14 protein-coding genes are annotated in these 15,800 nt (G+C 62.6%); all 14 read right to left on the bottom strand.

Annotated features, from left to right (window positions below):
* Positions 1-34: 34 nt before the first annotated feature.
* A complete protein-coding gene (locus HXX15_RS02330) occupies positions 35-3,124 on the bottom strand; it encodes an ATP-binding protein (protein WP_296512224.1) in 3,090 nt (1,029 codons plus the stop codon).
* Entirely contained in the window at positions 3,121-3,501 is a 381-nt protein-coding gene (locus HXX15_RS02335; RefSeq protein WP_296512226.1) for an Hpt domain-containing protein, read from the bottom strand. Before HXX15_RS02335 ends, HXX15_RS02330 begins: the two co-directional genes overlap by 4 nt.
* Entirely contained in the window at positions 3,495-4,820 is a 1,326-nt protein-coding gene (locus HXX15_RS02340; RefSeq protein ID WP_296512227.1) for a PP2C family protein-serine/threonine phosphatase, read from the bottom strand. The genes HXX15_RS02335 and HXX15_RS02340 overlap by 7 nt, the downstream gene beginning before the upstream one ends.
* Positions 4,817-5,476, bottom strand: a complete 660-nt coding sequence (locus HXX15_RS02345; protein WP_366558552.1) for an ATP-binding protein — start codon at positions 5,474-5,476, stop codon at positions 4,817-4,819. The genes HXX15_RS02340 and HXX15_RS02345 overlap by 4 nt, the downstream gene beginning before the upstream one ends.
* Before the next feature lie 4 nt (positions 5,477-5,480).
* The gene (locus HXX15_RS02350) at positions 5,481-5,780 is read right to left on the bottom strand and encodes an STAS domain-containing protein (RefSeq protein ID WP_296512229.1); all 300 of its coding nucleotides are present in this window, start codon (positions 5,778-5,780) and stop codon (positions 5,481-5,483) included.
* A gap of 10 nt (positions 5,781-5,790) precedes the next feature.
* On the bottom strand, positions 5,791-6,909 hold the full coding sequence (locus HXX15_RS02355) for a methyl-accepting chemotaxis protein (RefSeq protein WP_296512231.1): 1,119 nt from the start codon (positions 6,907-6,909) through the stop codon (positions 5,791-5,793).
* A gap of 10 nt (positions 6,910-6,919) precedes the next feature.
* Positions 6,920-7,981: a chemotaxis response regulator protein-glutamate methylesterase gene (locus tag HXX15_RS02360; RefSeq protein WP_296512233.1), complete on the bottom strand. Its 1,062-nt coding sequence runs from the start codon at positions 7,979-7,981 to the stop codon at positions 6,920-6,922.
* 8 nt (positions 7,982-7,989) lie between these two features.
* On the bottom strand, positions 7,990-8,565 hold the full coding sequence (gene cheD / locus HXX15_RS02365; protein ID WP_296512236.1) for a chemoreceptor glutamine deamidase CheD: 576 nt from the start codon (positions 8,563-8,565) through the stop codon (positions 7,990-7,992).
* 59 nt (positions 8,566-8,624) lie between these two features.
* The gene (locus HXX15_RS02370) at positions 8,625-9,452 is read right to left on the bottom strand and encodes a protein-glutamate O-methyltransferase CheR (RefSeq protein WP_296512238.1); all 828 of its coding nucleotides are present in this window, start codon (positions 9,450-9,452) and stop codon (positions 8,625-8,627) included.
* Positions 9,453-9,519: 67 nt separating this feature from the next.
* On the bottom strand, positions 9,520-12,240 hold the full coding sequence (locus HXX15_RS02375; RefSeq protein ID WP_296512241.1) for a methyl-accepting chemotaxis protein: 2,721 nt from the start codon (positions 12,238-12,240) through the stop codon (positions 9,520-9,522).
* A 54-nt stretch (positions 12,241-12,294) separates the two neighbouring features.
* Positions 12,295-12,840, bottom strand: coding sequence for a chemotaxis protein CheW (locus HXX15_RS02380; protein WP_296512243.1), 546 nt, complete (start codon positions 12,838-12,840; stop codon positions 12,295-12,297).
* The gene (locus HXX15_RS02385; protein ID WP_296512245.1) at positions 12,830-14,932 is read right to left on the bottom strand and encodes a chemotaxis protein CheA; all 2,103 of its coding nucleotides are present in this window, start codon (positions 14,930-14,932) and stop codon (positions 12,830-12,832) included. The genes HXX15_RS02380 and HXX15_RS02385 overlap by 11 nt, the downstream gene beginning before the upstream one ends.
* On the bottom strand, positions 14,923-15,288 hold the full coding sequence (locus HXX15_RS02390; RefSeq protein ID WP_296512248.1) for a response regulator: 366 nt from the start codon (positions 15,286-15,288) through the stop codon (positions 14,923-14,925). The genes HXX15_RS02385 and HXX15_RS02390 overlap by 10 nt, the downstream gene beginning before the upstream one ends.
* A gap of 1 nt (position 15,289) precedes the next feature.
* A complete protein-coding gene (locus HXX15_RS02395) occupies positions 15,290-15,631 on the bottom strand; it encodes an STAS domain-containing protein (RefSeq protein WP_296512251.1) in 342 nt (113 codons plus the stop codon).
* Between the last annotated feature and the right edge of the window lie 169 nt (positions 15,632-15,800).

Genomic DNA, 15,800 nt, shown 5'->3' on the forward strand with positions numbered 1-15,800 from the left:
CAATGCCGCAGCACTACCGCCGACGGATCTCATATCAGCAGCTCGGTTCGGGCTCGTGCTCGACGACGCGATGCTGCGCCGGTCGGCCGCAACGGCCGATCGCGGCAAACAGCGCCGTCGGCTGAATCGGCTTGGTGACGTAGTCGTTCATCCCCGCCGCCAAATACGTTTCGCGCTGGCCGACGAAGGCGTTGGCGGTCAGCGCGATGATCGGAATATCCCGCTCGGGTCCCGGCAAGGCGCGGATCGCCTTGGTCGCGGAAATGCCGTCCATTTCCGGCATCTGCACGTCCATCAGGACCAGGTCGTAGGGTTTCTGTTGAACGGCGGAAACCGCCAGGCGGCCGTTGCGGACGACGTCCGCGCTGCAGCTTCGCTTCGTCAACAACGTGGAAACCAGTGTGGCGATGATCGGGCTGTCCTCGGCGACCAGGATGCGGAGAAACAGGTCGCCATCGGCAGCTTGCTCGACGACCTTGTCGACGACCAGCGGGGCTTCGCCAATCCGGCACTGTACGACAAACCAGAACGTGCTGCCCTGATCGTAGCCGCTGCGCACACCGATCGAGCCGCCCATCATTCCGCACAGTTGCCTGCAGATCGCCAGGCCCAGCCCGGTGCCGCCGTATTTGCGCGACACCGAGGTATCGGCCTGCACGAACGGGTTGAACAGCTTGGCCTGCACTTCGGGCGTAATTCCGATGCCGCTGTCGGCGACCTCGATCCGCAGTTCAATGTTTCCGTCACCGAGATCGCGACGCGAGCCGGAGACCGTCACAAACCCATGTTCGGTGAATTTGATCGCGTTGTTGACGAGATTGAGAATGATCTGGCGGATCCGGGTTGGATCGCCAACCAGCCATTTCGGCAGGTCGGGCGCCAGGATCGAGTTGATCTCCAGACCCCGCTCCTGGGCCTTCGCCTTCATCAGCGACGCGGAGCCGCCGATCAGGTGCTCGATATCGAAATTGATGGTTTCCGCTTTCAGTTCGCCGGCTTCCAGCTTCGAGAAGTCCAGAATGTCGTTGGTCACGCTGAGCAGACCGTCGGCGGATTCCTTCGCCAGCGCGGTGTAGCGTTGCTGCTCCCCGGTCAGCGGTGTGTCGCGCAGCAGATCGATCATGCCGACCATGCCGCTCATCGGCGTGCGGATTTCGTGGCTCATGATCGCCAGGAAGTCGGACTTGGCACGGCTGGCGGCTTCGGCCGCCTCCTTGGCGACCGTCAGATCGGCCGACGCCTGCACCAGCTCCCGCTTCTGGGCTTCGAGGCGATTCCTGACGAGTTCGAGATCGTTGACCTTCTGTTCTAGCGCGGCTTCGATGTTCTTGAATTCGGTGATGTCGGTCCGCAGCCCGGCGGTGCCGCCATCCGAGGTTCGGTAGTCGACCATCCTGATCCACCGCCCGTCTTGGTAGCGCCGCTCCAGCGGCCTGTTGGTCGCCTTGTGCCAGGCCGCCGCTTGTGCGAGCCAGGGCTCCAACTCCACACCGTCCGCATCGGAACCGACCAGCACGCCGCCTTCGTAGGCGGCGCGAAGGATCTCCTCGTAGCCCATGCCCGGGACCATCAGGGCCGCCAGCATTGGAAACATCTCTCGAAAGTGCGTGTTCGTGAGTACGAACCTGTCGTCCTTGTCGTACAGTACGAAGCCCTGCGATATCGACTCGACGGCATCGGACAGCAAATGCTGGGAGGCGCGCGCCGCTTCCTCGGCCTGCTTGCGTTCGGTGATGTCCTGTATAATACCGAACGTCCCGGTGAGGCTGCCATCGGCGCCGATCTGGGGATCCGCTTCCAGCCGGACCCAGCGGACCGATTGATCCGGCCGGACCCAGCGATGCTCATGGATCATCTTGACGCCACGCGCCCGCGCTTGCTGACGCTCGAACAGGAACTGCTTGCGATCGTCGGGATGGACGAGCGAAGCCATCGTTTCGAAGGGGACGTTGGCAACCGACGGCAGCCCGGCGATCTCGAACAATTGCGGAGACCACACCGCATTGTCGCCGGTCGCATCCGCAACCCAGTGCCCCAGCTTGCCGATCCGCTGCGCGTCGAGCAGCAGCTGACGGCTGCGCGCGAATTTGAGATTCTGCCGGCTCAGCAGCAGTTCGGATTGGCGGCCTCGGCGAATTTTCCGAGCCAGAGCGTATAGCAGCATGAGAACGCCGGCCACGGCGCCGACCGCACCGAACATCAGGACCGTTGCATCCTCGCGCCACGGCGCGAGTACCACCCCCCTGGTCAGCGCCGTCGACACGGTCAACGGGAAATTGCTGACCCGATGCAGCGCGATGTAGCGAACCACGCCGTCGAGTCCGGCCTTGACCAGGCTGGTGCCGTTTGCCATGTCCCGTTCGACCCGGCCGGGCTCGCTGTGGCTGCCGAACCGGCGGCCGATCATGTCTGCCGTCGGAAATCGCGCCAGCATGGTGCCGTCGTGCCGAACCAGAGCGATCGAGCCGCCTTCGCCGAGCGCTACGGAGCGATAGAAATCCTCGAAATACTTCAATTTGACGGCGGCCTGGACCACGCCGAGAAACCGCCCGTCCGAGCCACCGACGCGCCGCGCCATGTAGAGCGTCCAGGCGCCGTCCAACTTGCTTTGAACCGGCTCGCTGATGAACAGCGCGCCGTCGTCGTGGTCCTGGTGATGGCGGAATTGTTCACGCTCGGAGATCGACATCACCGGCGTCGGCCACGATACCGAGCTATTGATCAACATTCCGTCGGCGCCGGCGAGGATCAGATTGCCGACCTGCGGCAGACCGAAGACCCGATCAGCGAGGATGCGATGCTGCTCCTCCCCGATCCAGCCGGCTCGCAACTGCTCCTCGCTGTCAGGATGCTTTGCGGCGATGCGGTCACCGATTTCCCGTAGCACCAGATCGACCGACTGAAACGATCGCGATGTTTGCTCTGCGATCACCAGTGCCAGCGTTCCCAGGCTGGCCTGGGTCTTTTGCTCAACGCGCTCGCGCAACGTCCAGACGTTGAAGATCGCGGCAACGACCATCAAAATGATCAACAGCGTGGCGGCGGCGATGATCGGAAGATGCGATTCCCGATCCAGCACGCTCGCGTCGACATCGCCCTCGAAATCGTCCGAAATCCAATTCACGGCTCACACCCATCCTCCGAGGTGACCCCCGCGACCCGCCGCAGCGCTGCCGTGGTCCGATCCAGCGCCTCGATCAGGGCCGGCATTCGCTGTCGCATCGCCTCAATCGCCGGCAATTCCAGTTCGATCTCGCAGGCAATAGCCGCCAGCCGCGCCGCGCCGAAAGTGCCGGCGCAGCCTTTGAGGATATGAGCCGAGCGCCGCGCCTGGACGACGTCGCTCGCGGCCAGCGCTTCAGCGATCGCTGCAAGCGAGTTCGCCGCTGCCGGCGGCAGTTCCGACAGCATCGCTAACAGATCCTCTGGCCCGACCGCATCCCGAAGCATGCCGATCTGCGCCTCGTCGAACAGTTCCTCGTCGGCGTAATCCGCTAGCATTGCCGCTCCTTTCGCAGGACCGTCAGCTCTGCAAGTCCGGGCACGAGCGATTCCAACGGCTCGTCAAAGAAGCAGTCGCGACACGAGCGCGCAGCCGCGGTGCCGCGGCGGTCGATGCAGACGATCGTGGTATCGTCCGGCAGCGCGCTGTCGCTGCCGATCCCCGCCGCGCGGCAGACGTGGTCGATGACTTCATGCGGCGTCAGCCCCGGATGCGCGGCCGCCACCGACCTCAGCAACCCATCCTCGCCGATACGGTCGCCGTAGTCGTCCGGGAATTCCGGCAGACCGTCGCTGAACAGCAGCAAACTCGATTCCGGCAAGAACGCCAATTCGTGCAAATCGTATTCCACGCCACGCACTACACCCAGCGGTACGCCGCAGGCCTCCGCGAACTGCGTCGGCCCCCGCAGTCCGCTCGTCACGATCGGCGGCGGCGCTCCGGCCGAGACAAATCTCAGCAAGTTCGCTTCGTGATTGATGACGACGTAGAGAAACGTCGCGAACTGACCGGGCGGCAGCAGCCGCGCCAGCCGTTCGTTGAGCATGGTCACGAGCCCGATCGGATCATCATGCAGCGCTCTGTATTCGTGAATCAGCGCATGTAGGCGAAACGTGTTGAGCGCCGCGGTCACGCCGTGGCCGGCAAAATCCGCCAGGAAGATGCCGAATTCCTCCGGACCAATAGGTAACAGCCCCCAGAGATCGCCGCCGATCTCCGATGACGGCCGGGCATAGGACCCCATCCGCAGCCCCGCCGCTGCGGCGATCTCCTGCTGCAGCAACCGCCCAGGCAACAATTCAGATTGCATGCGCTGCGCGGCTTCGAGTTCCTGCGAGGTGCGTCCGCGATAGTCGCGCAGTTCACGCAGCAATGTTTGACGTTCCAGATGGACCGCGACGCGCGAAATCAGTTCCGACGGATTGATCGGCTTGGACAGGAAGTCCGAGACCCCCGCCATGAACAACGCGCCCATTTCTTTGCGGTCCACCGTGGCGGTCTGCACCAGGATCGCCATGTCGATCAGTTCGGGCCGTTGCCGGACCTGCTCGACCACTTCCAGGCCGCTGAGATCCGGCATTTGCATGTCAAGTAACACCAAATCGGGCTGAAAACTATCGATCTGCTCCAATGCCGAAATGCCGCCGTCCGCAAAGCGCAGGTTGCGAAACTGATGCTTCTTCAGGATGGCTTCGAGCAGCCGACACGACAACGGGTCGTCGTCGACGACGAGAATCTTCGAGACGAAGATGCTCTTGCTGGTCCGCGTCCGGGTGATGCCTTCGCCGTGCCGCTTGCTGTTGACTGGCTGGCTCATAGATGGAATCCTAACCTGATCAAGGTGCCGCCCCGAAGCAGGGCAAGACGATCGCAGAACGCCTCCAGGATCAGGAAACCCCGGCCGCTGCCGATATGGCCCGCGGCTGACCATTCCTCCGACGCCGGTACCAGCTTTTTGTCGAAGCCGCTGCCGCTATCGCGCACCATGATCAGGAGTTCGGCGGCATTCCAAATCGCGTCGATGCGAATCGCGCTGAGCGCTACCTGCGGCTTCAGCAAAAGCTGCTCGATAGTGTCGTGGGTCTTGTCCATCCCGGCAAGGTCATCGCGCAACGCGGAATCGAGTTCCAGGTTGCCGTGCAGCACCGCGTTCATCACCGCTTCCTGCAGCGCCGTATGCGCCCGTTCCCGGACATCGTCCGACAGATCAATTCGTTCGGCGATCGCATCGACAAAAGGTCTGGCGACCATGCAGCGATAGGCAGATCGCGTCGTCAACACCAAGCCAAGGTGTCGACAAACCGGGCGCGGCCGCGACCAACGCTTGCATGAATCGATCAGATCCTGCTCGACGCAAACGGTCGCCGGGGGTAACAGCGACAGCGCAAGCGATGCCTCTGCTAGTCCGTTCCAACACGCCGTGGTGGATTCGACCTCCGCCGTCGCCATCTCGGCATCCAACGTCGACGTCATCGCATTACGCCTCGACGGAGAACAGCGTATCGAACTTGGTCAACCCGAACATCCGACCGACCTGCCCCTTGGCGCCGCGCAGCACCAACGTCCGGTTCAATTTGCGAGCCTCCTCGCGTGCGATCAGCAGCATGCCTAGGCCGGCCGAATCGATGAAGTCGAGGTTTGCGACGTCGATCACGATCGTCTTGTCGGTTGAGGCCCTCAGCCGGTCGGCGATCTCGCGGAACATCATGTGGTCGGCAAAGGTCAGATCTCCACTGAAGGACACGTTCGCGTCGTTGCCGTTGAATTCGAAACGCATTGCACTCTCCTCAAAAAAGTTCGACTGATCCACCTTGCGTCGGTCCGCTCTCTGCTGCCTGCTCCGGCATCTGCGTCGCGTGACCGTCGATAACTTGCGCTATGAAACGTTCGCGCACTTCGCTCATCGTGTACCGATCGAGCAGTTTCTTGACCCATTCCATATCGGCCGGCTCCAGTTCGGAGAGCTCGGGCGCGACCATTAGGGTACTTGATTTGACCTCCTGCACCGCCTCATCGAGGACGTGCAGCGTATCGACGACGTGCTCGAGCCGCTGCTTGGTACGGTCCTGAAACTGGATTCCGGTGACCATGCCGTCGACCACGCCGGAGATGATCTCCGCCTCCGTGATCGCGCTGTCGACTGTGATCTTCAGCAGCGCGCTGCGCGTGGCCAGCGCGCTGATCAACAGGTCAAGACGGTCCTTGGCCAGGATATTATCCGACATGTCGATCGTCGCGACGCGCCGTAATGTCTCCTGGCCTGAGGCAAGCCCTTCGCGGACCAGCTTCAGCTCGGCGTTCATCGTCGCCGCCAGCGAGTCGGTGGACTTGGACAGCTCGCGGACTTCATTGGCAACCACGCGAAATGCATTGCCGGCCGCGCCGGCCCGTTCGGCTTCGATCCGCGCATTCAACGCCAGCATGTTGGTGGTGCGGTTGATCTGCTCGAGGCGCACCATGCAGTCGTCGACGCGCTTGACATTGATGCCGAGCGCATCCAGCGCGTAGACCATCGACATCGAGTCTTTCGACAGCAGCAGGATCTTCGCCACGACGTCGGTCAGGGTCTGCTCCAGCAAGGAGCCGATATCCCGAACGGCGAAGCTCTGGTCTTCGAACTCCACGGTCTGCGCCAGGCTGGTCAGACTCTGCACCCGCTCGGTCTGTTGCTGCGCGCTGATCGCAAGTGTCTGAAATTTCTGGCTGAGGTCGTCCGCCTCGGTCTCGACAAAACCGGAGGTCTGGGTGATTTCGGCGGCGAGTACTTTGATGACCCGCTGCTGCATCTCGGCCAGCGACATCCAGCTTCGCAACAGCGCATCGTGACCGCCGGCAGCCGTCTCGCACGGCTCCGCTTCGGGCGGCGGCAGCGCCATCTCGACCGGCGCCAGGCGTTTCTTGCTCAATGCGAACATATCACACCCGAACGCCACGGCCGACCAGGGCCTGGCAATTGTGCAGCACCTGTTGCGCGATCTTCCTGATCGGCAGTTCGATCTCGATCGCCCCGCAATCCATCGCCGCCCGCGGCATGCCGTAGACCACGCAGGTCGCTTCGTCCTGGCCGATGGTCGAGGCGCCGGCGCGGCGCATCTCCAGCAGCCCCAGCGCGCCGTCGGCACCCATTCCGGTCAGGATGATTCCTACCGCATTGGCTCCTGCGGCTTTCGCCACCGAGCGGAACAGCACGTCGACCGAGGGCCGATGTCCGGACACCGGCTCTTGGTCGCCGACCCGACAGACGTAATTGGCTCCCGAGCGCGCCAGTTCCAGATGAAATCCGCCAGGTGCGATATAGACGTGGCCGGGCAACACCCGCTCGCCATCCTTCGCCTGAGTTACGGTGACAGCGCAGAACTGATCGAGCCGGTTGGCGAAACCGGCCGTGAAGGCCGCGGGCATGTGCTGGGTCACGAGAATTGCGGGCGAGTCCGGCGGGAACGCGGTCAACAGTTCCTGCAACGCCTCGACGCCGCCGGTCGAGGCGCCGACCGCGATCACCTTCTCGGACGAGCTGTAATGCTGACCGGAGCTCAATTGCGCCACCGGCGCCCTGGTCGCCGATGCCACGCGCACTTGAGCCTTGGCGGCCATCTTGATGGTCGCGATGATCTCGCTCCTCAACTCCTCGAAGCCTTCGCTGAGGCCGACCATCGGTTTGGCGATGTAGTCGACCGCGCCCATCGCCAGGGCGCGTACCGCGGCGTCGGCGCCCTTCTGGGTCAGCGACGAAATCATCACCACCGGCATCGGCCGCAGCGACATGATCTTCTCGAGAAAGGCCAGGCCGTCCATTCGCGGCATTTCGATGTCGAGCGTGATCACGTCGGGATTGAGCGTCTTGATCATGTCTCTGGCGACGATCGGGTCCGGCGCCGCCCCGACCACCATGATCGTCGGGTCCGACGACAGCAGTTGCGTCAGAACCTGCCGGACGAAGGCAGAGTCATCGACGATAAGGACGCGAATGGGCTGCATGGCCGACCTCAAAACAGTTCCGCAGAACCCGCCACGGGCTCGACCTGGATTTTCGATTTGTAATCGCGTTCGCTGCGAACCACGGCTTCTTCCTCGGTGCGCTGCAGTTCCAGCAACATCACCTTACCGGTGGCCGGGAAATAGTGGACGCGGCGGGGCAGATTGCCGCGTAGATGGTGGGCGTGGATGGGAAGGTTCTCCGCTGACAAATAGCTCTCGACGAATTCGGCATTGCGGTGGCCGATATTGGTCGTCCCCTTCATCACGTTGCCGCCGCCGAACACCTTGATCTCCAGCCGTTGCCGGCTCCCGCCCCTGGAAAGCACGTCATTGATCAACCGCTCCATCGCCACGTTGCCGTAGCGCATACTTGCCGAGGCGGTATCCCAGCCGGCGCCCCCGGCTTCCGGCAGCATGAAATGATTCATGCCGCCGACATTCGTCAGCGGATCCCTGATGCAAGCCGCAACGCAGGAGCCGAGGATGGTGACCAGCATTTCATCCGCATCCGCGGTCACGTAGTGCTCGCCCGGAAACACCTTGACGGCGATCGCATCGAACCGCGGATCGCGGTAGCGCCGCACGCCAGTCTGGGTCTCGGGACTGACGAGCGGCGCGGCGCGGCGAATACGTGAATGCCGCGTCATGATGTCCTGCGATAGATTGTGCGCCCAACCAGGCTGAAGCGGTTGGTGACGTTGAGCAGGCTCTCGGAGTGGCCGATGAACAGCCAGCCATCCGGCCGCAGCAACTCGGCATAGCGGTCGAACAGCTTGCGCTGGGTCGGCTTGTCGAAATAGATCACCACGTTCCTGCAGAAGATCACATCGAACGGGCCGCTCATCGGCCATTTCTCCAGCAGATTAAGCGGCGCGAAACTGATCAGTGAACGCACCTCGTCGTTGATCCGGAACCGACCGTCGTTCTCGACCGTGACGTAGCGCTTGCGAAACGGGGCCGGGATGGTCTCGAGCCGATCGGCGTCGTAGACACCGGCGGCGGCGTGCCCGACGACGTTGGTGTCGAGATCCGTCGCCAGAATCCGGGCATCCCAATCCGCCAGCGACGGCCGAAACTCACGCAGCGTCATCGCTATCGTGTGCGGCTCCTCTCCGGTCGAGCAGCCGGCTGACCAGATCCGCAACCGTCCGGGCTTGTTGCCGTGTTCGGTCGCAATGGTCGGCAGCACAGTCTTGGTGAGGTAGTCGAAATGATGCTCCTCGCGAAAGAAGCTGGTGTGGTTGGTGGTCACCGCGTTGACCAGCATGTGACGTTCGTCTTCGCCATCGCGGCTCTCCAGCAGTCGGCAATACTGGCTGAAATCCGACAGACCCAGCATCCGCAACCGTCGGCCGAGCCGTCCGTGGATGAACGCCCGCTTTTTTTCGCTCAGGACGATTCCGGTCTTGTCCATGACCAGTTTGGCGATCTTGCGAAAGTCGCCGTCCTGAAGGGCGTAGTCCTGTTCCACGATACTCTCCTCACTACCACCACCCGAAACGCCGGCTCACCGTGGTGAGCCGGCGCCAATCGTCGGCTTAGAACTGCTTCCAGTCGGTGTCGCCACCGCCCGCGGCACGACGCCGGGGTTCTTCCTCAACCTTCTGCGCTCTGGAACCATCGGCGCTCGACGGCCGCGACGAGCGGATCGCCGATACCGGTTCCTTGGCGGACCGCAGGGTGCGATCGACCACCGGATTTCCGGTCGACTTCATGGTGCTCTTTGCGGGGGCGCGATGACCGGGCTCGAAGCCTTCCGACAGCAGGAACTGGCTCACCATCTCCGACATCGAGTTGGTCTGATCTTCCATCGATTTGGCGGCGGCGGCCGCTTCCTCGACCAGCGCGGCATTCTGCTGCGTGACCTTGTCCATCTGGGTGACGGCGTTGTTGACCTGCTCGATGCCGCCGCGCTGCTCCTGCGACGCCGCCGAGATCTCCGCCATGATGTCAGTAACGCGCTTCACCGACTGCACGATCTCTTCCATGGTCTTGCCGGCGGTATCGACCAGACGCGAGCCGGATTCGACCTTGGATACCGAGTCCGAAATCAGACCCTTGATCTCCTTCGCGGCATTGGCGCTGCGCTGGGCCAGGTTACGGACTTCGGCGGCGACCACCGCGAAGCCGCGGCCCTGGTCCCCGGCGCGCGCGGCTTCGACCGCCGCGTTGAGCGCCAAGATGTTGGTCTGGAACGCGATCTCGTCGATCACGCCGATGATGTCGGCGATCTTGCGGCTGGCCTGGGTGATGCCATCCATGGTCTGCACCACCTCGGCGACCACCGAGCCGCCCTTAACCGCGACGTCCGATGCGGACGAGGCGAGCTTGTTGGCCTGCTGCGCATTCTCCGCGTTCTGCCTGACGGTGTTGGTCAGTTCCTCCATGCTGGCGGCGGTCTCCTCGAGACTTGCAGCCTGCTCTTCGGTGCGTTGCGACAGATCGGTATTGCCGGTGGCGATTTCGCGCGCCGCCGTGGTCAAGGTGTGCGAGGTGTCCGAAATCTCGCCGATCATCGTCGACATGGTGTCGAGCAAGCCGTTGACGCCCTCACACAATTGCGCGATTTCGCCGGTCTTGCCTTCGAGCGGGATGCGGTGGCGGAGGTCGTTCTCCTTCGCCGCGTTGACGACGTCCTGGGTCTGCTGCACGGCCGCCCGAAGCACCTCGGAGGCCTTGACCTGGGCGGTGATATCGGTGGCGTATTTGACGACTTTGAACGGCTTGCCGTTCAAATCCATGATCGGGTTGTACGACGCCTGGATCCAGACTTCGGTGCCGCCCTTGCCGATGCGTTTGTATTGCCCGGCGTCATATTCGCCGCGTCCGAGCTTGTCCCAGAACATCCGGTATTCCGCCGACGATCGATACGCCGGGTCGACGAACAGCGAATGGTGCTGGCCCTTGAGCTCGGCCGCAACGTAGCCCAGCGTCTGGCAGAAATTGTCGTTCACGGTAAGAATCTTGCCATCCATGCCGAATTCGATGACGGCCTGCGCCTTGTCGATCGCGGCAATCTGGCCCTCGAAATCCGCAGCCTTGAGGCGTTGCGCGGTGATGTCGGTCGCGATCTTGACGATCTTGACCACGCGCCCGACTTCATCCTTCACCGGCGAGTAGACCGCCTGGATCCAGACCTCGCTGCCGGCCTTGGTGATCCGTTTGAAGATCTCGCTGAATGCCTTGCCGGCGTTCAGGTCGGTCCAGAACTGCGCGTATTGGTGGGTTCCGGATTGTGCGGGATCGACGAAGGTGCGGTGATGCTTGCCGACGATCTCATCGAGCTGATAGCCCATCAGGCCGAGAAAGATCGGGTTGGCGGAGATCACGTGGCCAGATGGATTGAACTCGATATAGGCATAGTTCTCATTGATCGCGGTGAAGAGCCCACGCATGTTGTGGCGCTCGATTTCAGTCTCGGTGATGTCGTAACGAACCCCGAGATAGCCTTTGGGCTTGCCGTTATCGCCCATGATCGGCGCTACGACGGCGTCGACGTAATAGGGCGTTCCATCCTTGGCGCGGTTCTTGATGATGCCGCGGAACGTCCTGCCGCGGCCGATCGTGCTCCACAGTTCCTTGAACACCTCCTTCGGCATGTCCGGATGCCGGGTGGTGTTGTGCGGTTTGCCAATCAGCTCGTCGCGGGCGTACTTGGAAACTTCGACGAATTTGTTGTTGACCGACAGGATGTCGCCCTTGAGATCCGCATAGGAGACGATGCTGGTCGCATCCATGATGTCGGAGCGCAGCTTGAGTTCGACGGCGTCGGCCATGGTCTTCTGTATTGCGACCGTCACATCCATGCCGAGCGCGATGATGCGGGTCGGCTGGCCTTGGCCGTCGACTGCGCGGGCGTAGGAGCCCTGTAACCAGACTTCCTTGCCACCCTTGCCACTGAGCTTGTACTGCCCGGCTTCCTGTTCGCCGCGGGCAACCCTATCCCAAAAACTGCGATATTCCGGGCTCTGAGGCTGCTGCACGTCGACCAGCATCGAATGATGTTGACCCTTGATCTCCTCCAACGTGTAGCCGAGCGCGGCCAGGAAATTCGCATTGGCGTCGACGATGGCGCCATCCAATGCAAATTCGGCCATTGCTTGCGACCGGCTGATCGCATCGACAAAGCCGCCCAGCTTGCGATCGGCGCCGGATGCCGGCTTCGCGGGACTCGCGGCGACGGGCTTGGCCTTCTTGGCTTTGACAGGCGCGGGCTTCGCCACGTCCTGATCGTCCTGAGCGTCCAATTCGTGCATCATGGTGGTGTCCTCGATTGATGTTGGCTAATGACTCAAATGACTGGAACGCTCGGATCAGGCGGCCTTTGACGTGGCGAGGTCGCCCTTGAAGTGTCGCTTGGTCGCATCTGCCGATTTTCCGAACAGCCCGGCCAGCGAGACCAGCGTGACCATTCGGTTCTCGATTGCGACCAGGCCCTCGAGAAATTGGTCCTCGGTCGGAAGCCCCATTTCCGGCACCGGCCGGATCGCTTTCGGATCGATCGAGATGATGTCCGAAACGGTGTCGACCAACAGCCCGACGGTTCGTGTTCCGGCGGCCACGATGATCACCACGTGCATGCTGGTCGGAACCGTGAGACCGACCCCGAACCGCGCGCGCAGATCGAAGATCGGCACGATCACGCCGCGGAGATTGATCACGCCGCGCACATGAACCGGCGCGTTCGGGATCATCGTGGTGTCGGTCCAGCCCTTGATTTCACGGACCACCATGATGTCGATGCCATATTCCTCGGCGCCGAGCGTGAAGGTGATGAATTGTTGGCGGTTCTCTCCACCCGCCGGCGGATCAAGGTCATCCTGAGCGAAACCGGCGATCGACGTCTGATCAGGCTGCATGGGTGATCTCCTCTCGAGGTTCGCTGGTTGCGAACTGCTGAATGGGGGAAGGCTTCTCGGGCCGCGGTTCGGCGTCGATCTCGCGCAACCGGGCGATATCCAGGATCAGCGCCACCCGGCCATTGCCCAGAATGGTGGCGCCGCTAATGCCGTCGACCGGGTCGTAATTGGCCTCGAGGCTCTTCACCACCACCTGCTGCTGACCCAGCAGTTCATCGACCATCACGCCGACACGTCCGGCGCTTTCGCTTTGCACCACGATCACGATGCCGCTGCACGGATCGGAGATCGCGCCCTCCACCTCGAAACATTTGTGCAGCGGAATCAGCGGCAGGTATTCGCCGCGCAATGCCAGCACGTTGCCGCGACCGATCACCGGGTGAATGTCCGCAGCACGCGGGCGCAGGCTTTCGATGATCGCGGTCAGCGGGATGATGAAGGTTTCCTTGCCGACCGACACCACCATGCCGTCGACGACGGCGAGCGTCAGCGGCAGCGACAGTGTGAACCGCGAGCCGGCGCCGAACCGCGAATGCACGGTGATGCGGCCGCCGAGCGACTGTACATTGCGCTTGACCACGTCCATGCCGACGCCTCGGCCGGAAATATTCGAGACCACATCGGCGGTGGAAAACGACGGCAGGAAGATGAGGTTGTCGATCTCCTCCTCGCTGAGCGAGGCGCCCGGCGGCACCAGCCCGCGATCCTGCGCCTTGGCCAGCACCTTCTCGCGGTTGATGCCGCGGCCGTCGTCCGAGACCTCGATGACGATACGTCCGCTGCGCTGCGCGGCCGACAGATGAATGGTGCCCTGTCGCGGCTTGCCGGCGGCGACGCGTGCGTCCGGCCCTTCGATGCCGTGATCGAGCGCGTTGCGGATCATATGCGTCAGCGGATCGTTCAATTGCTCGATGACGGTCTTGTCGATCTCGGTCATCTCGCCGGCGGTGACGATGCGCACTTCCTTGCCGAGCGTGGCGGCGAGGTCGCGCACCACCCGCGGCATCCGGGCGAATACCGATTTGACCGGCTGCGCGCGGATCGCCATCACGCTTTCCTGCAATTCCCGCGCGCTTTGCGCCAGCGCCTCGATGCCCTGGATCAGCGCCGGATAATGATCGGCCGGCAGCAGCGTGCCTTGCTCGGTAAGCATCGCTTGGGTGATGACTAATTCGCCGACCAGATTGACCAACCGATCGACCTTGTCGACGTCGACCCGGATCGATTGGGTGGCGACCGGCACCGCGGCTGCGGGCTCGGCGGTTTTGGCGACGGACGCCGCGGCCGGTTCGGCCACGAATTCCGGCGTTGCTGTCACTGTCGCCGCAGCGACCGGCATGCCGGCTTCCGGAAGCGTTACCAGCAGGTCGCAATCGTCTTCCACGAATTCGAAGACTTCATGGATGGCGCTCTGCGGCGCGCCGGTGTCCAGCGTGAAGGTCCAGCCCAGATAGGCGGCTTCGGGATCCAGCGCCGCAAGCAACGGAATTCGCGAGGTATCGACCTCGACACTGACGCCGCCCAGCCGCCGCAATTGTCGAACCAGCAGCAGCGGCTCATTGGCCTTCTGCAGCATCTCGCTGTGCGGGGTGAACGCGATGCGGTAACGTCGCTCGCCAGTGACTTCAGGCTCGGCCGTGACCGCGGTCGCCGCCTCGGCGGCCTCGGGCTGAGCATCCGCGGCGCCAGCCAGCACCTCTTCCATCGCGGCAACGATCTCGGCCCCGAATCCGGCGTCCAGCGACTGCTCCGACCGCGCGGCGTTAACGATATCCGCCAATGCATCGCTGGCACGCAGCAACAGCTGCACGATTTCCGGCACCGCCGAGACCTTCTGCTCGCGCATGGCGTCGAGCAGGCTTTCAAACACGTGGGAGAACGTCACCAGCCCGGCAAATCCGAACGCGCCGGCTCCGCCCTTGATGGAGTGAACCGAGCGGAAGATCGCGTGCAGGGTTTCGGCATCGCCGCTGCCGTTCGACAACATGTCGAGATTCGACTGCAGCGCATCGAGCAGCTCTGTGCACTCCTCGAAATATGTCTTGCGGAATTGTGCGAGCGGATATCCCTCGCCTTCCGAGTTCATGGGCATACGCGCTGAACCAGTTCGATCAGTTTTTCCGGACTGAAAGGCTTGACCAGCCAACCGGTGGCACCGGCGGCCTTGCCGTCGGCCTTCTTGGTTCCGTCGCTTTCCGTGGTCAGGATCAGGATCGGAACCGCGCGATGCGATGAGGCGGCGCGTACGTTCTTGATCAGTGAGATGCCGTCCATATTCGGCATGTTCAGATCGGTAATGATCAGGTCGAATTTCGAAGCGCCGAGCACCACCAGCGCCGCCTTGCCGTCTTCCGCTTCGGCGACGTCGAAGCCGGCCTTCTTCAGCGTGAACGCGACCATGTCGCGCATGGTCTTGGAATCATCGACCGTGAGTATTCGCTTCGCCATTTCAGATCACCCAGTTCTTGAACTCTGCCTGCAATCCGAGATCGGCAAGTGCCGTTTGAAACACCTCGGAGGCGTTAACGATTTGAAATTCCAAGCCGGCGGCGTCGGCGGCGCGCCCGGCTGCCAGCAGCACCTGCGCGGACGGAGTCGACATCCGCTCGACCGCGCCGGCGTCGAGCACCACCGCACCCTCCGCTAGTAGTCGTATCAGGTCATCCTTCAGACCCTTGGCCTGCGGCAGATCGAGCATTTGCGGAAGGTTGTTCGATTTCGGATCCTGAGACGATAGAACTGTCACGTCGTTTGCCCCTTTTGCCTCAATCAGGCGTATCGCGTTCTTCACGATCGCCCATCACGTGGGAAAGCCCGCGTTCCGACGACGACGCTCACAGCCGATCGCTTCGCAGGCGTCCGGGCAATTCGAGAAGCAGCTAGCCTAGGGAGATGCAATCAAGACGCGAAACACACAACCGCTTTCCATTCATCCATTTGCGACTAAGGTCGTTCTCTAG

Source organism: Rhodopseudomonas sp. (assembly GCF_013377015.1).
Taxonomy (GTDB): domain Bacteria; phylum Pseudomonadota; class Alphaproteobacteria; order Rhizobiales; family Xanthobacteraceae; genus JARJEH01.